Raw genomic sequence first — 23,362 nt, 5'->3', positions numbered from 1 at the left:
TGATCAATAATAACAATTAATAATAAATCAGAATAGGAGCAGCCAACATGAAAAAACAACTGATTACCTGTATGTTTGCCTTTATGCTACTCTTCTCAACGAGTTTTTCTATTGCAAATGCAGAAGGGAGACCGGCGGTACCACAGCGAGACTGTATCAATCAATCGGTGATTCAATTAAAATATCCAATGCAGCGATTATGGATTGAACATGCATGGTGGACAAGAAGCTATATTGTCAGCAGTTTAGCAGGGTTAAAGGACCAAAAGCATGTACTGGCAAGACTGTTACAAAATCAGGTGGAGCTTGGCGATATTATTAAACCCTATTACGGGGAGCAAGCTGGGAACAAGCTTACCGCCCTGCTTAAAGAGCATATCTTAATTGCCGGTAAGATTGTTGAGGCGGCTAAGGCTGGAGACAAAGCGAAGGTTACTCAATTCAATAAGGATTGGTTCAGAAACGCAGATCAAATTGTTACCTTTTTAGCGAGTGCAAACCCGAATTGGAACAAGAAGGCTTTGACAGACATGTTTTATACACATTTAAAACTGACAGCTGCCGAGTTAGAAGATCGATTAAAAGGGGATTGGACTGGGGATATCAAAACGGCCGATACGAATGAAGTCCATCTCATCCATATGGGTGACTTTATAACTGATGGTATTGTAAAGCAATTTCCTAATAGGTTTAAGTAAGAAGAAGATCGAGTTCTCTCAAAAGACGTACAGGAAAAACATATAATAAAAAAAGGGAATCAATCGTAGATCTTGTACGAAAGATTTCCTTTCTTTTTTAATACTTATTACTTTTTTTATTTCTGAATGCGATCACATTTGTTTTTAAGGACGCATAGGAACCAATTGCCGCATACCCATAAAACCAACCCATAAATAAACCGGAAATCAGGCTGTGTTTATGGCTGATAAAAATGGAAATTCCCAGTCCAAATAATAGGGCAATGGTCGGAACAAACCATTTTGGGATTTTAAAATAAACCTTAATAAATTGGGTTAACACCATAATGATCGGAATGGCAAAGACGGCATCCCAAAAGTTCATTTGAATCACAGGAAAATCCAAACAAAAACACACCTTTTTTCTATATTATATGTGAAATTACATAAAATTATTTAGTTGGAACTGGATTAAGCGAAACAACTGAGTATCTATGGTAGAATGGGCTTACCTTAATTGCTTAAGCTTAATAGATATAGGAGGAATTTCGTTGGAAATAGGAATTAGTACATTTGTAGAGACCACACCGGATGTTCAGACTGGGAAAGTCATTAGTCATGCCGGGCGGCTCCGTGAAGTGGTAGAGGAAATTATTCTTGCCGATGAGGTAGGCTTGGATGTATTTGGCGTGGGTGAGCATCATCGTAAAGATTATGCTGCATCCTCTCCAACCCTTGTTCTGGCTGCCGCGGCATCGCAGACAAAACGGATTAGGCTGACGAGTGCGGTGACTGTTCTGTCCTCTGATGACCCGGTTCGGGTATTTGAAGATTTTGCAACGCTCGATGGCCTATCAAATGGGAGAGCGGAGATTATGGTCGGACGTGGATCGTTTATCGAATCGTTCCCGTTGTTCGGTTATGATTTGCAAGATTATGATGAATTGTTTGAGGAAAAGCTGGACCTTTTGTTAAAGCTTCGTGAGTCTGAAAAAGTGACATGGAGCGGGAAACATCGTCCAGCCATAAACAATCTAGGAGTTTATCCGCGTCCTGTGCAGAATCCTTTACCGGTATGGATTGGCAGCGGTGGTACGCCGGATTCAGTTATCCGGGCAGGTCTGTTAGGCTTGCCGCTGGTTTTAGCCATTATCGGTGGCCGCCCCGTACAGTTTGCTCCACTTGTAAATCTTTATAAGAGAGCGGCAGAGCAAGCTGGCCATGACGCTTCAAAATTAACGGTAGCTTCGCATTCTCACGGGTTTATTGCGGAAGACTCTTCGATGGCTGCGGACAAATTTTTCCCATCAACCCAGCAAGCGATGAATGTGTTAGGGCGTGAACGCGGCTGGGGGTATTATGACCGATCAAGTTTTGATGCGGCAAGTAGTTTTGAAGGAGCCCTATATGTGGGCGATCCTGAAACGGTTGCACAGAAAATCATTCATCTCCGCAAGAATGTAGGGGTTACACGATTTATGCTGCATGTACCGGTTGGAAGTATGCCGCATGCGGATGTAATGAGAGCGATTGAGCTGCTCGGTAAAGAAGTGGCGCCTCGGGTTCGTGAGGAAGTGGCTAAATGGGAGGCAGAGGGCTCTAGATAGCTGAAATCCAAATAATCCCCTTTTAAAAAGAAAAAGCTTGTAGATTCAGCTCACAGCTCTACAAGCTTTTTCTCTTATCACAAAACTAAATCAGCCTCAGCTTCTCCAACCCATAAACAACACCATCTTCTTCTGCTGATAGGGTTACCATATTGGCCGCTTGTTTTAATACATCCGATGCCGCCCCCATAGCGACTCCCATTCCCACCAATGAAAGCATCTCAATATCATTAATACCATCGCCGAAGGCCACTGCTTCATCAGGAGCAATCCCCAGTCTCTCTAATAACTTTGTAATCCCAACAGACTTATTGGAATTGGTCAGATTCACATCACATGTTCTAGCCCCTGAGCTCCATCTCCGGAAATCCAACTCTGGAATCTTGGCCTTATAGTGAATTTCTTCCTCCAAATTACAATGAAGGAACAACTGATAAATATCCTGATCCAGATAATAACTCGGTGGGGCCAGTTCTGGTTTCCACGGATCATGGCTATAGGCCTCTACTACAAAAGGATGGTTCAGGTCTGTCGCAGTAAAGCCTGTTCCGCTTAGGAAAGTGAGCGGATGCTGATAGCCGCCAGATAATTCATGAACTCTTTTTAAAATATCCTTATCAATTGAATTTTGAAAAACCTCTTTACCTTCATGAAAAACGTAAGAACCATTAAAGAAAACCATTGAGCTGACGCCCGTTTCTTCGATAACAGATGTTGAAAAATAAGGGGCCCTACCTGTCGCAATGACTACTTCCAAGTTTCTATCTTTCAAGCGCTGTATGGCATTTTTAGTAGCCGCGCTAACTGATTTTCCATGAGGGACGATCGTACCGTCTATATCTAAGATGACAACCTTATAATTCATCAAACACACTCCTATGTAGTTGTATCAGCATTAATCAAATGATGTATCATTCAGTATATCACTTTAATGAAAAATCGATAAACAAATGATATGCGAGGTTATGGAAAGGTATGACCATTTAACTGGGAGATATTATTTATTATACTTCGGTTGATACGGCCGCTATTACTCAAAAATAAAAAAGGTTGATAGAGGATCTACCAACCATTGGAAAAGCTTATAAAAATAACGTACCAGAAACCATAAAACTAAAAAGGGATTAAAAAGTTTTCTTCCATGTTAGCTGAGTTCATACTATACTAATTAATTATTAGGAAAATTCTGCTAGATGAAAATTAAAAGGGGGGAGAACAATGTTAAGAAGATTAAATAAAAAGGACCATGACGTTTGTATGAGATTATTGAAAACCAAACCTGCTGAAAACTTGTTTATCATTGGTGACATTGAAGTATACGGATATGATCAAGACTTTCAAAAGCTATGGGGAGAGTTTAATGAAAGTGGTGAACTGATTGCTGTTTTGTTAAAATTCGAGGAAAATTATATTCCTTTTGCACCAGGAACATTTAATGCCAGGGGATTTGCAGAGATTATGTCTAGTGACTCTTCTTTTAAGATGATGTCCGGACTAAAGGAAATTACCGCACAAATTGAGCCTTGCTTGAGTCAGCCCTGTAAAAGGAAGAGACAACTCTTTTATGCCAAATGTACAAAGTTACATACGCATGCAAATAGTTTCGATTTATCAAATGTACAGCAAGCAATTCCTGACGATGCAGAGGAACTTGTTGAATTATTAAATTCCATTCCTGAATTTAGTGAATCGACGATGACATTAGAAAGAAAGCGGCGGGAATTGACAGATGGGAGTGCCCGATCATTTTATATAAAGGCAGATGGAAAAATCGTATCAACCGCCTCAACGGCAGCAGAAAATTCCATGTCAGCGATGGTGGTGGGTGTTGCTACACTAGAACAATATAAGAAAAAGGGATATGCAAGTAGATGTATGCTGAAGTTATGCAGTCAGCTTTTAGCAGAAGGAAAAGAACTGTGTTTATTCTACGATAATCCTGATGCTGGAGCCATCTATAAACGGATCGGTTTTGAAGACATTGGATTCTGGATGATGTATACCTATAAATAAGTGAACGGAAATGTAAAAGGCAGAGATTCAGCTCTGCCTTAGCTTTTTATGTTGGGTTTTATACCACTTTAACATTGACACTATCAATAGCATTGTAACCATAGCCCTTTCGGTTCCAATATGGTTTGGATGGTTGAACATTACCATGAGAATCAGTTGCTTTCGATTTTAGTGTGTATTCACCTTTTTTACGCACATCCCATTGATAATTCCAAGAAACCCATGAGTACTCTTCAGATGTAGAAGTTAATTGACAGGTTTCCCAAGTCTGACCATCATCCAGACTAAGTTCTACTTTTACGATATTACCATTTCCAGTCCATGCAATTCCTTTTATTGGATAGATCCCTGTATTTAATAGCTGCCTATTTAAAGGGGATTGTATCGTGGAGTTTACATTGATGGTGGTGACAGGAAACTTTCCGCTATCATTTTCTTTGTTTGGATAGTAAACATAGTCCACTGCTTGGAAGGGGCCTTTAAATTCTTTGTCTATGATTGTGATACTTTTAATCCATTTTACAGATGCCATGGCATACCATCCTGGAACAATTAATCTGAAGGGATAACCATGTTTGAAAGGAAGGGGCTGATTATTATATTCATAAGCAATAATCGTATCTGGTTCTAGGGCTTTTTCGATGGGTAAGCTTCTTGAAAAATGAACCACCTGGTCAGAATTGGGCCGTTCTCCATAATCGTAACCTTCAAAAAGGATTTCTTTGGCTGAATCCATCAACCCAGTGTACTGCAAGAGGGTCCTTAATGAAACCCCTTTCCAAATCCCTTGACTGATCGCACCTTTTTCCCATTGTTCCCCAAATACTTTTGGTTCAAAGAATTCACGTTTATCTCCTGAACATTCTAAGACCGTTTTGATTGTTCTAGGTGGCAGTGAGTATATTTCCTGTAAAGAAAATGTTCTTGGAGCTGGCACGAGTCCACGAATGGAAAGAAAGTAGAAGGACGATGTAAAGTGAGGATACGAAAAATGATTTCTTCTATAAAATAATGAGTGATCAACGATATCTCCATTTATAAAATGTATAGGTGTTTCCTGGTTTTCTGGGGTTAGTGACTTTGTAATGAGGTAGGGCTTTACCTCTGGTTGATGAAAATTTCTCAAGTTGATGCCTCCTTAAACTATGCCTATTTAATGCATATGTAGTCGGAGGTTTATTATTCAAATGAAGAGACCGTTTCATTTGTTTAATAATCATAAATCGATGAAACAGCCACTGTTTGGCCTGCAACAGTGGCTGTTTTATTAGGTTAATTAAGTTTAGATGTTCTTTGTTAATTTCATCCCAAACGTTAAAATCTCGTAACTATTCTTTAGGATAAAGCCATAATTTTTATTATGATCAATCACAACATCTCCATCTAAATGACTAATGACCAGTGGGTCAATTAATATGGTAAATTCATCAATTTGAAATACTTCATCATTATCTGACTGCTCAACCTGAGCAAGTTCATACATAAAGGTCGCCCCTCAACCTGTGGTTCGGATTTCGTTCAATCGAACGGTTGGTTCCTCACCAAGCTGTGTGATGAGCTGTTGCTTGGCATCTTTTGTGATTGTAATTTTCATTTTTCTCACCTCAATGTTTATTTTCCCATTTTATACGAAATAAAACCTAGAAAAAAGGTAGTAAGTCTCAGTATAGTAGAATGTGGCGATTTTGTGAATATATTTGATTTTCAGGCAGCTTGCAATGAATATATAGGAGCGCAACTATGAAAATGGTAAAATAGTAAGACCTAGAAAAAAAGGAGAAATACATACTATGAACAAAATAGAAATCCTTGCACGCAGAATCCTAGGCTGGAAGCTAAATCGGTGGGACCGATGGTATGATTTTGAAAAGGAAATTTTCGTGCCTGTTTCAGCGTTCCAACCGGAAGAAAACTTAGAACATGCCCTGCTTCTTGTTGAAAAACTAAAGGAGCTGGGCTTTGTTTATAAAACAAATGGAACAACTGAAGTCTGGTTTGATGATGTTTGTGAAACGGGTGAAACCTTGGCACAAGCGATTACGAACGCAGCCTTTTCAATCGCAGATAATAGCTCGATCGACGAAGCCTGGCTCTAGATAAAGGAGAGAACGAACATGAAAAAACCTATTATTGGCATTACCGGTGCCTATGTGAACCATAATTACTATATGGAAGGTGTCTATGTGCACCATGATTATCATAAGACAGTGGCAGCTAATGGAGGAATACCAATCATTCTTCCATATATTAATGCAGAAATCGCTCTAGAAACACTGCCGCTCTGTGACGGGATTATCCTAAGTGGGGGAGAAGATGTGGACCCGAAATTTTTCGGTGAGGATCCTCATCCGCAGCTAGGACCAACGACACCGGAGCGGGACTTGGCTGAGATTGCCATTGCCAAATATGCAATCGAAAACAATATCCCATTGCTCGCGATTTGCAGAGGTATTCAAATTTTGAATGTGGCCTTAGGCGGAACGTTAGTACAAGATATTCCTAGTCAAGTAAAAGAGCCGATTCAACATACACAAATAGTAAATAGGAGTCGGGATACTCATTGGGTGAGCATCGATAAGGATAGTAAATTATTTGAAATCCTAGGTTCTGAGAAAGTAAGAGTTAATAGTCTGCATCATCAATCGATAGATAGGCTGGGCTGGGATCTGCGAGTAGTTGCCGAAGCTTCTGACGGAATTATTGAGGCTGTTGAATATATTTATCCGAGCACTTTTACACTGGGAGTCCAGTGGCATCCAGAATCCATGGCAAGCACCAATGATCAGATGAACCATTTGTTCGTCGAATTTATTAAAAGCAGTGTAAAAGTTCCAGTTTAAAATCAATGAATGGAGGTAACGTACTTGGAGAAAATTTATCTTGATTACAATGCCAGTACCCCATTGGCTCCTGAAGCAGCAGATGCCATGCAGCCGCTGTTGACGGACTTTTATGGTAATCCCTCCGCCTTACACTGGGCGGGAAAACCTGTTAAGGCGTTATTGCAGAATGCCAGAGAACAGGTGGCTGATTTAGTCGGCAGCTCAGCGGGAGAAATCATTTTTACGAGTGGTGGCAGCGAAGCGAATAATCTGGCATTAAAAGGCTTTTATTTTAAAAATCGCCATAAGGGCAGCCACATTATTACGTCCAAAATTGAACACCCTGCGATCATGAATCCTTGCAGGTTCCTAGAACAAGTGGGGGCAAAAGTGACGTACGTGGGTGTTGATAGATACGGAAGAGTGATTCCGGAGGAAATCGAAAAGGCCATCACGAACGAAACCATTCTCATTTCCATCATGCACTCCAATAATGAAACAGGTACTTTGCAGCCTATTAAAGAGATTGGTGAAATAGCTGATAAATATGGAATTGCCTTTCATACAGATGCATCACAATCCGCAGGTAAAGTTCCTATCCATGTAGATGAGCTTAATGTAGACTTGCTCACGATTGCAGGCCATAAACTATATGCCCCAAAAGGGATCGGCGCGCTATATATAAGAAATGGAATTGAACTTGAACCGCTCATTCACGGGGCCGGGCATGAGTTCGGGCTTCGTGCAGGTACGGAAAATACATTATTGGCTGTCGGCTTAGGGAAGGCTTGTGAACTAGCGAAACAGGAAGAAGGAAATCCTGGTTTAAAGGAGCTTACCAACTATTTTTGGAACCAATTAAAGGCTGAATTTGGTGAACAAGTTGTGTTGAACGGGCATCCCGAACAAAGACTGCCCAATACATTAAATGTAAGTTTTGTTAGAAAAATAGGTCAAGACATCTTATCCGCAATCCCAAGTTTAGCTGCCTCGACAGGTTCGGCCTGTCATGCCGGGAGCATTGAATTATCTCCGGTACTAAAGGAGATGGCCGTCCCTGAGGAAGTTGGGATGGGGGCGATTCGTTTTAGTTTAGGCAGGTACACAACAAAAGACGAAGTTGATCGAACCATTCTGTTGTTAAAAAAAGTAATCTAACAAAAACGGACTAACGAATGGGCGTTAGTCCGTTTTATTGTATTTACTATTCTTGCTCAGAAACCATTGATTCAATGTACTCATGAAGCTTGTCTTCCTCATAATCATTAAGTTCCCTCATCGGAATGACCGTTAATTTAGTTGGATCACTGCCTCGTACCTCTGCAACTAAAGCTTCATCAAGGTATACGTTAAAGGCTGGTTCATTCTCATGCGAACTTTTAATTGATTCTTTATGGAAGTTTGGTTTTCTTTCCTCCATGACTGTCCCTCCTGCATATAAAAAAATTCTACTTATTTACTATTTCCAATTTTTCAGAAAGCATTATTTCTAATTAGAAAAAAATTCTACTTTGACAGCATCGAGTATACATGCTAAGATGGCTATTAAATTCAAAATGTTTGTAAAAATTACATATCTAATGCATCAGGTGCTGTGTATTTTTGACTCAGCTTAAAAGGGAAGACCGGTGAAATTCCGGAGCGGTCCCGCCACTGTAATGGTGAGCAACTTATCAAAAAACCACTGTTTCAATTGAAATGGGAAGGGATAAGAAGCGATGAACCTAAGCCAGGAGACCTGCCTGTTGTATGCGCTTGTACTCTACGGGTTTATAGGGGGGAGTGAGGAATACGTGCTTGAGAAAATCAAAGGTCTCAATTCTAGTTAACTATGCGTACTAATCTCTCTTTCTATTGAAAGGGAGATTTTTTTATTGGGACAAAAATACAAACATAAAAGGAAGTGTCCAGGAAATGATTAGTTCGAATTTAGGGTATCCAAGAATTGGAGAAAAACGAGAATGGAAAAAAACACTGGAACAGTTTTGGGCAGGACAATTAGAAAAAGAGCTATTTTTAAAACAAATGGAGGACTTCCGGCTGCGGCAGCTTCAAAAGCAAAAGGACAAAGGAATTGACCTGATTCCCGTTGGTGACTTTAGCCTTTATGACCATGTTCTTGATACAGCAGTAATGTTCGGCCTAGTCCCAGAGCGGTTTGATTATAAGGGTGGAGAAGTATCTCTAGAAACCTATTTCGAAATCGCACGAGGAACAAAGGGTGCTGTAGCGGCGGAAATGACCAAATGGTTTAACACGAACTATCACTATATCGTTCCTGAACTGGACCAAGCGGCACCGGCTCTAGTGGAAAACCGCCCGCTTCGTTTTTTTAAAGAGGCAAAGCAAAAACTTGGGATCGAAGGTAAGCCGGTCATACTAGGTCCTATCACATTTGTTAAGCTATCAAAGGGCTATAGCAATCTAAAAGAAATGGTCCAATTGTTCGTCCCGCTATATAAAGAAATACTGTGTGAACTTCAGGCGGAGGGAGTTGAATGGGTTCAGATCGATGAACCAATCTTAGCAACATCACTTTTAAGAGAAGAGATCGAGCTATTCGCAGACGTTTACCAGCAATTGAATGGGGCTGCACCTGATGTAAACATTCTATTGCAAACCTATTTTGATAAAATAGATTATTATCAAGAGATCATTGCACTACCAGTTCAAGGAATTGGGTTGGATTTTGTCCATGATCGCGGCGGAAATCTTGTTTCTCTGAAGAATTTTGGTTTTCCAAAAGAAAAGGTACTTGCGGCTGGGGTTCTCGATGGAAGAAATATTTGGCGCGCCGATCTTGCTGAAAAGGCATCACTGCTTGCTGAGATTGCGGAGATTGTTTCAAAGGATCGCTTAATCGTCCAGCCTTCATCCAGCTTGTTACATGTACCTGTAACCGTGGAGAGTGAGGACACACTTGAAGAGGTGCTAAAAAATGCCTTATCCTTTGCGGATGAAAAACTGCATGAAGTGGTTCTTCTAACAAAAGGACTCCGACAAGGAATAGATTCCATCCAGGAAGAACTCGCTGCTAGTGCAAAAGCGATTCAAGCATTAAATGAATCAACGTTCCGAAACAATCAGCAGGTTCAAAAAGACATTCAAAACTTGGCATCATTTCGTGCTGAGCGTGAAGTACCATTTAATGTTCGACAAGCCCTTCAAGAAACGACATTCCAATTACCGCTTCTGCCCACAACAACGATTGGGAGCTTCCCGCAAACACAGGAGGTGCGAAAAAAGCGTCAGCTGTGGCGTAAAGGTGAGTTAACCGATGCGGAATATGAGAAATATATCAATGCAGAAATAGAAAAATGGATAGAAATTCAAGAAAAACTAGGTATGGATGTATTCGTTCATGGAGAGTTTGAACGCACCGATATGGTAGAATATTTTGGTGAAAAATTAGCTGGGTTCCAGTTTACGAAATTCGGCTGGGTCCAGTCCTATGGATCACGCTGTGTAAAGCCGCCGCTTATCTATGGGGACGTTTCATTCCAAGATCCGATGACCGTGAAGGAAACGGTCTATGCTCAAGGGTTAACAACGAAGCCGGTGAAAGGGATGCTGACTGGTCCCATTACGATATTGAACTGGTCGTTTGTCCGTGACGATATTCCGCGCTATGAGGTGGCGAATCAGATTGCCCTTGCCCTTCGAAAGGAAGTAGAATTGCTAGAAGCAAATGGAATTAGCATGATTCAAGTGGATGAACCGGCTCTTCGTGAAGGGCTGCCATTAAAGCGTGAAAACTGGGATGACTATTTGAATGCTGCGGTCTATGCTTTCAAGCTTGCAACCACATCGGTCCAAAATGAAACACAAATTCATACCCATATGTGTTATGCCAATTTTGAAGATATCATCGATGCAATAAATGCACTTGATGCGGATGTGATTTCCATTGAGACATCCAGGAGCCATGGCGAATTACTTTCTGCCTTTGAAAAGAATACGTATGATAAAGGGATTGGTCTAGGAGTTTACGATATTCATAGTCCACGCGTGCCTGCACTTGAAGAATTAATGAGAAACATTGAACGTGCCCTTCAAGTCCTTGATCCAAAGCTATTCTGGATTAATCCTGACTGTGGATTGAAAACCCGCGGGATAGAGGAAACTGTTGCAGGACTAGAAGTCATGGTTGAGGCTGCAAAGCAAGTGAGAGAAAAGCTAGTTGTGAAAAAATAAAATACTTGTAAAAGTGTAAGTAGTATACTATATTAGTTGATATACAATATTTAGTGTTTATTTTTAAAAGGTAACACTAAATATAGATAGTGACCAATGAAAATGGTGTCTAGATAGACTTAATAGGGAATCTGGTGAGAATCCAGAACTGTACCCGCAACTGTAAATGCGACGAAATAATCGTATCCACTGTCCTTAAGACGGGAAGGGATTAGAGTAGGCTAAAGCATGAGTCAGGAGACCTGCCATTTTTATAACGTATTATTTTCTTCGGGAAGTGGGAAAATAAAACGAGGGATATTCTGACTAATACAGCGATACTGCTGTTTTACTAGATTAATCCACGTTTTATTTACCCATCTTCCATGAAGATGGGTTTTTTGTTGTTGGTTGCGAAATTTGTAACTATAAAAGGGGTAATTACTATGACTGTTAAAAATCATCCTGAAATGGATACTGTTTTTGAAGCGATCAAAAGAGCTAATGAAAAATATAAATTGGATACAACCCAGCTGCTCCAAAGAATCGCAGACCTCGAGGAATCTTCACGAAAGGAAGAATCACTGCTCTATGCCTTGAATCAAATCTCCATGGCAGATCCAAACTGGACCTTTCTGGCTGCACACCTTTATTTAAATGAATTATACCATCAGGCAGCCAAGCATAGAGGATTTGAACCAGAAGAAAAATATGGTGATTTCTATACATTACTTACATATCTAACGAAAATAGGCATCTACAATGAAGAAATCCTAAATGAATATTCCAAGGAAGAGATTGAAACCTTGGGAAAGGAAATGGATTCGGATAAAGACTTTCTGTTTAATTACATAGGGTTATTTTTACTAGCCGATCGCTACTTAGCAAAAGACTACGAGGGAAATGTCTACGAACTGCCTCAAGAACGTTTTATGATTATCGCCATGACCTTAATGAAAAACGAACCAAAACATAAACGATTATCATATGTAAAAGAAGCCTATTGGGCATTGAGCAACCTGTATATGACGGTCGCGACACCGACGCTTTCCAATGCCGGAAAAAGCTTTGGGCAGCTTTCCTCTTGTTTTATTGACACCGTCGACGATTCCTTGGATGGAATCTATTTAAACAATTGGGATATTGCCAGGTTGAGTAAAGGTGGCGGCGGGATTGGAATCTATTTCGGAAAGGTGCGTGCCTTAGGTTCTGATATTAAAAAATTCAAAGGGAACTCATCCGGCGTGGTTCCTTGGATCCGTCTGATTAACGACACAGCGGTGAGTGTGGACCAACTTGGACAAAGACAAGGAGCCATCGCGGTCTACTTAGATGTTTTCCATAAAGATATGATGAATGGCTTTTTAGATTTAAAAACAAACAATGGCGACGAAAGACGTAAGGCACATGATATTTTCACCGGGGTGTCCATCCCTGATTTGTTTATGAAGAAACTAGAAGAGGTCGATGAAAATGGCCGAAGCATTGGGGAATGGCATACCTTTTGCCCTCATCAAGTGAAACAGACCATGGGCTGGAAAGATGAAAACGGAACTCCGCTTGGTTTAGAAGATTTTTATGACGAGGCGGACGAAAAGTTTTTTACCAAGAAATATGAAGAAGCGGTAAAACATCCCTTACTCCCCCGGAAAACGTATCGGGCGATGGATATAATGGCGCGAATCATGATTTCTCAATTGGAGACGGGTACGCCTTACATGTTTTATCGTGATGAAGTGAATCGCCAAAATCCTAACAAACATATACTCGGAATAGGCCGCACTTCGATCTATTGCAGTAATTTATGTACAGAGATTGCGCAGAACATGTCCGCTACGACCATTGTAAAAGAATACAAGGATGAAGAAGGCAACATTGTCATTATCCGTAAGCCAGGAGATTTTGTTGTATGTAATTTATCATCTATTAACTTGCCAAAATCGGTTCAAGTTTTAGAACGGCTCATTCCTATCCAAGTAAGAATGTTAGATAATGCAATCGATCTGAATACCATTTCCGTCGGACAAGCAGAAGCCACCAATAAAAAATACCGTGCCGTTGGCTTAGGTACATTTGGCTGGCATCATCTCTTGGCGTTAGAGGGGATTTACTGGGAATCGGATGAGGCAGTTGCATTTGCCGATCGGCTTTATGAAGATATTGCTTTCCATACCATTCGTTCTTCGGTGGAATTGGCAAAAGAGAAGGGCTTTTATAGCAAGTTTGAAGGATCAGAATGGCAAACAGGGCGTTATTTCGAGCGAAAAGGATATGACAGTGAACGGTGGAAACAACTCCAAAGCGAGGTTTCTCGATACGGAGTGAGGAATGGCTGGATGATGGCCATTGCTCCTAATTCATCAACCGCCAAAATCGGCGGCTCGACAGATGGAATTGATCCGTTGTATGCAGTCGAATACGCAGAAGAGAAAAAGAACTTTAAATTTAAAGTGACCGCACCTGATTTAGACCACAACACCTATAACTTTTATCGCCGGACAAGACATGCCTTGGATCAAACCTGGAGTATTCGCCAGAACGCCGCCCGCCAGCGGCATATTGACCAATCCATCAGCTTTAATCTTTATGTTCGGCATGACATTAAAGCGAAGGACTTATTGAACCTTCATATGGAAGCGTGGAAACAAGGATTAAAAACAACTTATTACGTCAGAAGTACATCGCAGACAGAAATTGAAGAATGTGAAGCGTGTCATAGCTAGGAAGAGGGGACATAAACGATGATTAATACACCATTAACAAAAATAAAACTGTTAAACCCGGAATATCCCAACAAATCGACTGGAATCATCAACGGCAAGTCATCAGGCCTGCTCAATTGGAACGATATCGCCTATCCCAAAATGTATGATTTGTACCAAACCCTGCTGGCAAACTTTTGGAAGGCACAAGAAATTAATATGCAGGATGATATTAAACAATGGGAATTTTTAAGTGAAACAGAAAAGGACGTATTTCTGCGTATTAACACACAGCTGGCATCCCTTGACAGCCTGCAGACACCAACGATGAGCCAAGTGATGGACTATGTAACCGACTCTAGTTTCAAATCGATCTTTGCGGTCATTTCACAGCAGGAGGCAGTCCACAATGAATCTTATTCTTATATTCTGAGCTCATTGGTTCCGATAGGCGAACAAAATGAACGGTTCAACCAAGCCAAAATGGATCCAATTGTCCGGAAAAGAAACCAATTAATTTTGGATGCATATGAACATTTTAGAGAAAATCCCACACCACAGTCGTTATTTCAATTGGGTGTAAACTCGATTAATCTGGAAGGCATCTATTTTTATGCCGGTTTTGCTTTCTTTTATCACCTCGCTAGGCAGCAAAAAATGCTCAAAACGAGCACGATGATCAGTTATATTCAACGGGATGAAATGCAGCATGCCTATTTTATTGCTCAGTTTATCCGGATCCTTTTAACGGAAAACCCTGAATTGAATACCGAACAGAATATCAATTATGTCTATGAAACCATCGGCAAGGCTGTAGAGCTTGAAAAAGAATGGGCCCATTACATTCTAGCTGAAATTAAGGGCATTGATTTACAGGAGTTTGAAGAATATGTTGAATATCTTGCAAACAAACGGTTGAGACAGCTAGGATTAAACAACCTTTTTCCTGAAAAAAATAACCCGATGCCATGGATTCAAGTGTTTGGGGATGACATGGTGAATGAAACGAAATCGGATTTCTTTGAGCAGAAATCAAGGACATACTCGAAAGTTTCACAGTCCAATGGATTTGATGAGTTATAAGATGAAAATCGCGATTGTTTATGCGTCTGTGACAGGAAATACGAAGGATTTGGCCGGGGTCATTTACCGAAACTTTCTACCATATTCTAAGAATGTCCAGCTCTATCAGGTCGAGGACTTTCCAATAGAGAATCTAAAACGTTTTGAGGCCGTTGCCATTGGCACTTATTCTTGGGGAGACGGTGAAATTCCCAAAGAAATGTGGAAACTCTATCATGCTTTTGAGAAACTTGAAAACAAAGAATTGGTCACTGCCGTTTTTGGGACGGGGGATAGCTTTTATCCGAAGTATTGCGGAGCAGTTGATCTATTTCGAGATATGCTGTACGTCCACACCACCTTGGCCGCCACGTTAAAGGTTGAACTGGTTCCGCAAATACAGGATTATCATCGAAGCCAAAGGTTTGTTGAATCAATCGTAAAAAAGGCCAATTCATATGAGAAGGGCGCTTGGCTAATAAATAACTGAAAATTAAGGGTAAGAGATGAATTAAATGGTGTAGCTTTAAAGGGCCTGATGCAATGGGGCCCTTTTTGTTAATTAGCCAAACACCTCAGATCCAAATTAAGTACATACTATTATAAATTGTGAAAAAATGAGCATTAAGTGTAAGATGAATTTTGTTTTTATAGTATGAAAGGGCATCAAACTCCCTAAATACGAACATTAATAATGATTGACAAATGCAATATTCGTGTTATACAATCTATTTTGTGTTCGAGAATAATAGTATTAAAAATATGTAGATGATATTGTTCACCACTAATGAACATTTTTAATAAAGAGCTTATTTTTTTATTAAAACAACAAACAATAAACTTACTTATAAACCTTATGATGGAGTGAAAAAAACATGGATAACGTATTTGATTATGAAGATATTCAACTTGTTCCAGCAAAATCAATTGTAAACAGCCGCTCTGAATGTGATACAACAGTTAAATTTGGAGACCGTACGTTTAAACTGCCTGTCGTACCAGCTAATATGCAGACGATTATCGATGAAAAAATTGCTGTTTATTTAGCAGAGAATAATTACTTCTATATTATGCACCGTTTTCAGCCAGAGACTCGCTTGTCTTTCGTTAGAGACATGCATTCTCGCGGATTATATGCTTCTATAAGTGTGGGAGTAAAAGAAGAAGAATATCGGTTTGTAGAACAATTAGCGGAAGAAAATGTAACGCCTGAATACATTACCATTGATATCGCACATGGTCATTCCAATGCGGTGATCAAAATGATTCAACATATCAAGAAACTTATTCCTGCAAGCTTCGTCATCGCAGGTAATGTCGGAACACCTGAAGCAGTAAGGGAACTGGAAAATGCCGGGGCTGATGCGACGAAAGTGGGCATTGGGCCAGGAAAGGTTTGTATTACTAAAATTAAAACTGGATTCGGCACTGGCGGCTGGCAATTAGCGGCACTAAGATGGTGTGCAAAAGCAGCAAGCAAGCCTATTATCGCTGATGGCGGCATCCGTACGCATGGTGATATAGCCAAATCCGTTAGATTTGGAGCTTCAATGGTCATGATTGGATCCTTATTTGCTGGACATGAAGAATCACCTGGTGAAACAGTCGAAAAGGACGGAGAACTTTATAAAGAATACTTCGGTTCTGCTTCCGAGTTCCAAAAAGGTGAAAAAAGAAATGTAGAAGGCAAAAAAATGTATGTTAAATATAAAGGAGCATTAGAGGATACTTTAATTGAAATGGAGCAAGATCTTCAATCTTCCATTTCTTACGCAGGTGGCAACAAGCTCTCTGCAATAAGAACTGTTGATTATGTAATAGTTAAGAATTCAATCTTCAATGGTGATAAGATTTATTAATATAAATAACCAACTACTGGGCAGGTTCAATGGACCTGCTCATTTTCATTTTTTTATTGATAAACATACATAACTTATTCTAATGGAGATTGATAAAAATAATGAAATTTTCATATCATCATATGAAGTGTACCATGGGGATATAGAATGAAGATGAGGGGGATTATAGATGTCATTCATTTTTAAAGCAATCGACCATGTACAATTAGCTGCTCCAGCAGGGAGCGAGGAAACGGCAAGAAGATTTTTCAAGGATTTGTTAGGATTCAAAGAAATTGAAAAACCTGAGGCATTGAAAAAACGTGGCGGGGTATGGTTTCAATTTGGAAAAATTCAAATCCACGTGGGGGTAGAAGAACCATTTTTACCGGCAAAAAAGGCTCATCCTGCGTTAGAGGTAGAAAATATAGATTCCTTAAAAAAGTATCTAATCGACAATGAAATTAAAGTGATTGATGATAATAATCTTCCTGGTGCAAATCGTTTCTATTTATTTGACCCTTTTGGAAATCGAATCGAAATACTAGAGTGGCTTAAATAATCCTTAGAATTTTTTTTAAGATAAATGTCTGAAAAAGCCGGCTGAAAGGCCGGCTTTTTCATGTTTTATTAGCAGCTGACATCCGCAAGAGAAATTTTTTTGTCAGCTCCCCTCATAAAATAGAGTTTTGTTTCGAACTTCTATATATGGTTAACAATTGGGTTAGTCAGAATGCCCTTATTTAAAACAACTTCGAGTATACAATATACAGGGGGAAACTGAATGTCTGAAGGCAACTATCAATCACGAGAAGAACGAAAACAAGCTGAAAGAGCTAAACAAAATGAACAAATCAGAAACCAAAAACCAAAGAAAAACTACTTATGGAAAAAAATACTTATTGTCTGTCTAGTGCTTGGACTTGTTTCTACTGGTGCAGGTGCGATCACGTTTGCTTCCATGATTAAGGATGTTCCAACGCTGGATTCTTCTAAACTAGTAGACCCGCTTTCAACGAAGTTTTATGATCAAGACGGAAATTTCATCTATGAATATGGGAAGGAAAAGCGTACTAAAATATCGTACAATCAAATTCCTAAAATATTAGAACAAGCGTTTATAGCAACGGAGGATTCTCACTTTTACGAACACCACGGAATCGACATAAAGAGGACAGCAAAAGCGATCTTTGTGAACGTAACTGGTAATTTTGGTTCCCAGGGCGGGAGTACCATTACGCAGCAAGTGATTAAAAACTCCTTTTTGACACCGGAGAAAACATTAAAGCGAAAAGTGCAAGAATGGGACTTGGCCTATCAGTTGGAACAGAAGTATTCCAAACAGGAAATATTAATGATGTATCTAAACAAGATATACCTTGGAAATAGGTCATACGGAGTTGCGGCAGCAGCGAAGAATTACTACGGGATCGAAGCAGATGATTTGAAAAAACTGACGCTCTCCCAGGCAGCGATGCTGGCAGGACTAACGCAAAGTCCGAATAATTATGATCCGACCAAACCAGAAAATAAAGAGGCAGCCACAAAACGCCGTCATATCGTCCTAAGTTCAATGCTAAGAGATGGATATATAACAAAGGAACAAATGAAGGAAGCAGAAAAGGCTCCCGTAACAGAGGGTCTTGTAGAAAAAAACACACAACAAAGTATGCCTTACGAAGCGTTTTTGGATGCGGCAGTGAAAGAGATAAAAGATAAACTGAAGGATGTTGACATCAGCACGGATGGATTATCGATTTATACTACCTTAGATCCAAAAGCACAGGACTATGCTGACAAAATGATGAATACGAATGAAATTATTGCCTATCCAGATTCAGGTTTTCAGGGGGCTTTCGCCTTTTTGGATACAAAAACAGGTGAAGTGAAAGCGATTGGCAGCGGGCGAAACGATTATAAAGCTTCTTTCCTAGGGAACAACTTTGCGGTCAATCTCAATCGCCAGCCAGGCTCCTCGTTTAAACCTATTTTTGATTATGGACCAGCAATTGAAAATTTAAAATGGTCCACTGGACATTTTATCGATGACAAAGAGACCTATTATTCAACGGGCCAGCAGATTTCAAACTGGGATCACCGATATCATGGAATGATGACCATCCGCGCGGCATTGCAGAATTCATACAATATCCCTGCGCTTCTCACCCTTCGAGAGGTAGGACTTGATAAGGCAAAGACTTTTGCAGAACAATTAGGGATTACATTTAAAAATGACCAAGTATATGAATCGTATTCAATTGGGAGCAATACGGTTAGCCCGTTAACCATGGCAGGCGCCTATAGCGCTTTTGGTAATGATGGAATGTATAATAAACCGCATTTTATCCAAAAAGTAGTGCTTCCGGATGGAACAACGATTAATTTTACGGAAAAGCCGAAACGTGTGATGCAGGATTACACGGCTTATATGGTGACGGATATGTTACGCTCTGTAGTAAATGCAGGGACGGGGAAAACTGCAAATGTCCCAGGCTTAGATGTGGCTGGGAAAACCGGAACAACCAATTATACTGCTGAGACAAGAGCAGAATTTGGCTATCCAAGTACAGCGACAAATGACAGTTGGTTTGTAGGTTATACCCCTCAATATACGATGGCTGTCTGGACTGGATATGCGAAGAATGGTCCTGGTAACTATTTGGCGGGAGATACGACGAAGATTTCTCAGCTTATGTTTAAGAACATGATGCAGTCACTTGGAACAGATTCATCAAGTTTCGAGCAGCCAGACAGTGTTTACAGTTATAATAATGAGCTATATATTAAAGGGAACAATTCCGCAGAAGTCCCTCCAAAGCCTACAAAAAAGGTAGAGACAAAGACTTCGGAAAAGGTAGAGAAACAAGAGAACAAAAAGCAATCAGAGAAGGCCAACAAGCAAAATGGGAAGGGAAAAGGAAAGGATAAGGAGAAAAAGAAAAAAGATTAAGGGCGGGCAAGGGGACGTTTTGGTGATTCCAATCGCCCGTTGAGTTGAATGAATATGGTATTTGAAAGCCGGTTGGAGCGGGTGACTCTTATTAGTATGAGAGTCTATTAGCTGTCAATCGGCTTTTTGTGTTGGAAACGGTGTGAATGGGGGATGGAAAGGTTTTTAGATTTATAGAGTGATTGTTCTTTTTTCATGTAGAGTCTGTTTCATTGCCCGTTTGAAGCAAAATTTCATCTGTTCGGTCGATGACAAGGTGTTTCATCGCCCGTTTGAGAGAAAATTTGATCCGTTCGGTCGATGACAAGGTGTTTCATCGACCGTTTGAAGAAAAATCTGCTCTGTTCGGTCGATGACAAGGTGTTTCATCGCCCGTTTGAAGAAAAATCTGCTCTGTTCGATCGATGACAAGGTGTTTCATCGCCCGTTTGAGGAAAAATTTGATCCATTCGGTCGATGACAAGCACCTTAACTAAAAATATTCAAACCATATAAAAGGAAGGTAGTTAAAAAGAATTTCTAAAATTTTAGGACTAAATAAACTAACGAATCCCAAAGAGAACAGAATGACCCCAATAACCCAACAAATAGGTGCAGCCTCTTCAGTATGTCCGGTGTTCCAAAAAAGCCCGCCCAACAGGAAAAATAAAATTCCGCTTACTATAACAATTATTGGACCCAGCAAAGTATATCACCAACCTTTTTCCTCATCTTATTAAATTAATGCTCGTTTGTTGAATAAAGGTTGAGTTCATCTAACTAAAGCTGATAAATTGAAACTAAATACATATTATTTAAATGTTCTGTGAAGGATAGAGATCCTAAAGTAAAGGATTGTATCCTGGATAGGATATATTTCTAAAAATATAAGGTTGGAAAGCTCATAATTAATTTAGTACAGACATTTGATATGTGATAATTATAGAAAGAATTGGCTAAGGTGAAACAAAACTTTTATTAAAAACATAGGTTTGAAAAAACGTGATTCAGATGGTTTAGGAATGTCATTAAAGAGGGAGTTTTTATTAGTCGTTTCCCTAATATTTCGAGGTGAATAATAATGAGATCCGAAGAGGAAATGTACAATTTAATACTGAAAATTGCCGAGGAAGATGAGAGAATTAGAGCTGTTTATATGAACGGCTCTAGAACTAATTCTAATGCCCCAAAGGATATTTTCCAGGACTATGATATTGTGTATGTCGTCAAAGAAACAGCTTCCTTTTTAACAAATGAACATTGGATTCATGTTTTTGGAGAGTTACTTATCATACAAGAGCCTGATAAAAATGATAGACTTGAGGGTCCTGTTAAGTCTTACGGATACTTGATGCTTTTTACAGATGGAAATCGAATCGACCTTCATATCGAAACGATCGAATTTATGCATGAAAAGTATAAGGAAGATAAACTTACTATCCCGTTATTAGATAAGGACAACATCCTTCCGGTAATACCTGCAGCTACGGATATGGATTATTGGGTGAAAAGACCAACTGAAACACTTTTCTTAAGCTGCTGTAATGACTTTTGGTGGTGCCTGCAAAACGTGGCAAAAGGAATTTGGCGGGACGAACTGCCTTATGCTAAACAAATGTTTGAAACCATTATAAGGGCTAGATTAGACGAAATGGTTTCATGGTGGGCTGGTAAGAATCATAATTTCCAAGTATCAACGGGGAAGATGGGTAAATACTTTAAAAAGTACCTTCCGGAAATATATTGGGAAATGTATAAAGAAACGTATTCTAATCATAACTATGACCTTTTTTGGGAATCTATATTTGTCACTTGCGGCCTTTTTCGAATTTTAGCCAAAGAAGTGGCAGAGGAGTTATCGTTTACTTATCCAATTCATGACGACAAGAACATGACAAAATATATGCTACTCGTTAAAAAACTACCTATAAATGCAAATGGAATATATTAATAATGAGTTGATCTTATTTGGAGAATGAACGAAAAGAGAATAAGTTAGTTATTGGTGCAGGCGAATATATTAATAAACCGGGTGGATTCATGCACAGGAAGAAGATCTCAATGTACTAGATTTAAACGCTTGGGAGAGCATGTTTGCTAATGATTCAATTACTGTGATTTTGGCAGAACACGTTGTTTCTGAATCCCGGCATCTGTACATTAATTATGATTCTGCGCAGTCTCTTATTTTACACGGTGGAAAACCAAAATTTATAACTGTACATAAAATTGGGTGATTTTTCCAATAAAAAAGAACTAAAACAAAAACTAACCCCCTTGTGTAGGAGTGGGGTGAATAATAGGTACAATTTGAAAAGAGCTTATATCACGGCATTTATAAGTTAAATTAGAAAAAGGATTAACTGCTACTGTAATCGTGCAATTTGCAAGGTCAACTTCTCTAAGCCCTCCATTAAATGATAGTCCATTTTTTAGTGTTATAGGCTTAAACCCATTTCCACAAATTCAGTATTATCTAATTCAATAATTCTTTTAGCTAGTTTTTACAAGTTTTGTTACATTTGGACTTTTTCTGCGACATATCGATCGCTCCTTTCTTTTTATTTATTCTTTGAAAGGATGAGAATTTTTGTATGTTCACTTGTTCTATATATTTATCAACTAACGCTCTAGAAGGGTTGGTCGTGGGGGCCCAATGAATAAAGTGCCAAAACTGTATTGGAGCAGAAAGAGCATCAATGAGACAAAATTGGTTATGAAGTATTAATAAAGCTTTGAAGATAAATTTCCTGAATTATTAGCATGGGAGACTCACACCTCTCATGCTAATAAAGACCATATGTAACAAGAAACCACAGTTAACGGAAGCTTATCTTAAACTAAAGCACCCGGCAATTTTAAGACATATTTTTACAATCCTTTTTGTTGAATTAATAAAAAGGTGACCTTCTTTGATGAAGAATCACCGTTGTTATTCTGTCCCGTTAAATAATAATAGTTTGGGTAATCAAGCAATAAAATGAAGACAGAAGTTTATACTCGCCATAGACTAAATCTATTTTCCTATTTATACTCTCTCATTTCTAATTACGTAGTAAACCCCAGTGCAGAAGAATCCAACAAATCATACAGGTTCAAATTGAAAGAAGGCTAAAACAAATCCTAATAACCCGATAATTTGTAAAATTTGTGAAATGTTTTTGTTTCCCAGGCCACTTCTCTCAATTAGAATATACCGCCAGTCATTTTAGAACAAGTGGGGTTACGATTACCTTTAACCGATAAAGAAATTGATTACTCTAGTTTTAAGCTTAATCTAAGTATGTTATGTTACGCTCTTGAATTTGGATTAGATAATTATCTTTAATATAGACTAATTTTATATTGTGTTTTTCATGTTCTTTTTTTGAATAATCAATTATAAATATTATGGCATTGTTTTATGTTCTACTCCTATTACAAATAGCTGTTATAAATTAAATGATGATCTTCTTTATAAAAACAAAGGGGAACCTGCTGTAACTGCTAGACTATAATCAACAGTTTCTGCTAGATAAGATTGAACACTTTTTTACCAA

The 23,362-nt window shown here is 39.2% G+C and carries 19 protein-coding genes and 2 riboswitches; of the genes, 14 read left to right on the top strand and 5 right to left on the bottom strand.

Going from position 1 to position 23,362, the window contains the following annotated elements; genetic code table 11:
* Positions 1-47 precede the first annotated feature (47 nt).
* A complete protein-coding gene (locus GXK58_RS24505) occupies positions 48-698 on the top strand; it encodes a glycosyltransferase (protein ID WP_160725795.1) in 651 nt (216 codons plus the stop codon).
* 97 nt (positions 699-795) lie between these two features.
* On the opposite strand, the gene GXK58_RS24500 is transcribed toward GXK58_RS24505, so the two are convergent.
* Positions 796-1,083 (bottom strand): hypothetical protein, encoded by a 288-nt coding sequence (locus GXK58_RS24500; RefSeq protein ID WP_160725794.1) that lies wholly within the window; start codon positions 1,081-1,083, stop codon positions 796-798.
* Positions 1,084-1,228: 145 nt separating this feature from the next.
* Here GXK58_RS24500 and GXK58_RS24495 point away from each other — a divergent pair, with 145 nt between their 5' ends.
* The gene (locus GXK58_RS24495; RefSeq protein WP_160725793.1) at positions 1,229-2,284 is read left to right on the top strand and encodes an LLM class flavin-dependent oxidoreductase; all 1,056 of its coding nucleotides are present in this window, start codon (positions 1,229-1,231) and stop codon (positions 2,282-2,284) included.
* Positions 2,285-2,369: 85 nt separating this feature from the next.
* On the opposite strand, the gene GXK58_RS24490 is transcribed toward GXK58_RS24495, so the two are convergent.
* Entirely contained in the window at positions 2,370-3,149 is a 780-nt protein-coding gene (locus tag GXK58_RS24490) for a Cof-type HAD-IIB family hydrolase (RefSeq protein WP_160725792.1), read from the bottom strand.
* 353 nt (positions 3,150-3,502) lie between these two features.
* Between GXK58_RS24490 and GXK58_RS24485 the strand changes: the two genes are divergently transcribed.
* Entirely contained in the window at positions 3,503-4,297 is a 795-nt protein-coding gene (locus tag GXK58_RS24485; protein ID WP_160725791.1) for a GNAT family N-acetyltransferase, read from the top strand.
* A gap of 58 nt (positions 4,298-4,355) precedes the next feature.
* Here the strand turns inward: GXK58_RS24485 and GXK58_RS24480 are convergent, their stop codons facing one another.
* Positions 4,356-5,423, bottom strand: a complete 1,068-nt coding sequence (locus tag GXK58_RS24480) for a sulfite oxidase (RefSeq protein ID WP_160725790.1) — start codon at positions 5,421-5,423, stop codon at positions 4,356-4,358.
* Positions 5,424-5,579: 156 nt separating this feature from the next.
* Positions 5,580-5,780 (bottom strand): hypothetical protein, encoded by a 201-nt coding sequence (locus tag GXK58_RS24475; protein ID WP_160725789.1) that lies wholly within the window; start codon positions 5,778-5,780, stop codon positions 5,580-5,582.
* A gap of 307 nt (positions 5,781-6,087) precedes the next feature.
* Between GXK58_RS24475 and GXK58_RS24470 the strand changes: the two genes are divergently transcribed.
* Genes GXK58_RS24470 through GXK58_RS24460 form a run of 3 tightly spaced genes read left to right on the top strand, consistent with a single transcriptional unit; the run spans position 6,088 to position 8,277 of the window.
* Positions 6,088-6,393, top strand: coding sequence for a BC1872 family protein (locus GXK58_RS24470; RefSeq protein WP_160725788.1), 306 nt, complete (start codon positions 6,088-6,090; stop codon positions 6,391-6,393).
* Between the two features lie 18 nt (positions 6,394-6,411).
* The gene (locus GXK58_RS24465) at positions 6,412-7,137 is read left to right on the top strand and encodes a gamma-glutamyl-gamma-aminobutyrate hydrolase family protein (RefSeq protein WP_160725787.1); all 726 of its coding nucleotides are present in this window, start codon (positions 6,412-6,414) and stop codon (positions 7,135-7,137) included.
* 24 nt (positions 7,138-7,161) lie between these two features.
* On the top strand, positions 7,162-8,277 hold the full coding sequence (locus GXK58_RS24460) for a cysteine desulfurase family protein (protein WP_160725786.1): 1,116 nt from the start codon (positions 7,162-7,164) through the stop codon (positions 8,275-8,277).
* A gap of 46 nt (positions 8,278-8,323) precedes the next feature.
* On the opposite strand, the gene GXK58_RS24455 is transcribed toward GXK58_RS24460, so the two are convergent.
* Complete coding sequence (locus GXK58_RS24455; protein WP_160725785.1) at positions 8,324-8,539, bottom strand: hypothetical protein; 216 nt, start codon at positions 8,537-8,539, stop codon at positions 8,324-8,326.
* 150 nt (positions 8,540-8,689) lie between these two features.
* Positions 8,690-8,879: riboswitch (cobalamin riboswitch) on the top strand.
* A 154-nt stretch (positions 8,880-9,033) separates the two neighbouring features.
* On the opposite strand from GXK58_RS24455, the gene metE reads away from it, so the two are divergent.
* The 8 genes from metE (at position 9,034) to GXK58_RS24415 (ending at position 21,774) form a co-directional block, all read left to right on the top strand.
* Positions 9,034-11,313, top strand: coding sequence for a 5-methyltetrahydropteroyltriglutamate--homocysteine S-methyltransferase (gene metE, locus GXK58_RS24450; protein WP_160725784.1), 2,280 nt, complete (start codon positions 9,034-9,036; stop codon positions 11,311-11,313).
* Between the two features lie 86 nt (positions 11,314-11,399).
* Positions 11,400-11,577: riboswitch (cobalamin riboswitch) on the top strand.
* Between the two features lie 161 nt (positions 11,578-11,738).
* Complete coding sequence (locus tag GXK58_RS24445) at positions 11,739-14,015, top strand: ribonucleoside-diphosphate reductase subunit alpha (RefSeq protein ID WP_160725783.1); 2,277 nt, start codon at positions 11,739-11,741, stop codon at positions 14,013-14,015.
* Positions 14,016-14,033: 18 nt separating this feature from the next.
* Entirely contained in the window at positions 14,034-15,077 is a 1,044-nt protein-coding gene (locus GXK58_RS24440; protein WP_160725782.1) for a ribonucleotide-diphosphate reductase subunit beta, read from the top strand.
* 1 nt (position 15,078) lies between these two features.
* Positions 15,079-15,546: a flavodoxin domain-containing protein gene (locus GXK58_RS24435; protein WP_160725781.1), complete on the top strand. Its 468-nt coding sequence runs from the start codon at positions 15,079-15,081 to the stop codon at positions 15,544-15,546.
* A 385-nt stretch (positions 15,547-15,931) separates the two neighbouring features.
* Positions 15,932-16,915, top strand: a complete 984-nt coding sequence (guaC, locus tag GXK58_RS24430; RefSeq protein WP_160725780.1) for a GMP reductase — start codon at positions 15,932-15,934, stop codon at positions 16,913-16,915.
* Positions 16,916-17,084: 169 nt separating this feature from the next.
* A complete protein-coding gene (locus GXK58_RS24425) occupies positions 17,085-17,456 on the top strand; it encodes a VOC family protein (RefSeq protein ID WP_160725779.1) in 372 nt (123 codons plus the stop codon).
* Between the two features lie 222 nt (positions 17,457-17,678).
* Complete coding sequence (locus tag GXK58_RS24420; RefSeq protein WP_160725778.1) at positions 17,679-19,844, top strand: transglycosylase domain-containing protein; 2,166 nt, start codon at positions 17,679-17,681, stop codon at positions 19,842-19,844.
* A 1,060-nt stretch (positions 19,845-20,904) separates the two neighbouring features.
* Positions 20,905-21,774 carry an aminoglycoside 6-adenylyltransferase gene (locus GXK58_RS24415; protein ID WP_160725777.1) on the top strand — a complete coding sequence of 290 codons (870 nt, stop codon included), beginning with the start codon at positions 20,905-20,907 and terminating at the stop codon, positions 21,772-21,774.
* Positions 21,775-23,362 lie beyond the last annotated feature (1,588 nt).

It is taken from the genome of Bacillus sp. USDA818B3_A (assembly GCF_009928415.1).
Taxonomy (GTDB): Bacteria; Bacillota; Bacilli; order Bacillales; family Cytobacillaceae; genus Neobacillus.
The sequence above is the reverse complement of the archived record's forward strand: the minus strand, read 5'-3'. Positions and strand labels throughout refer to the sequence as shown.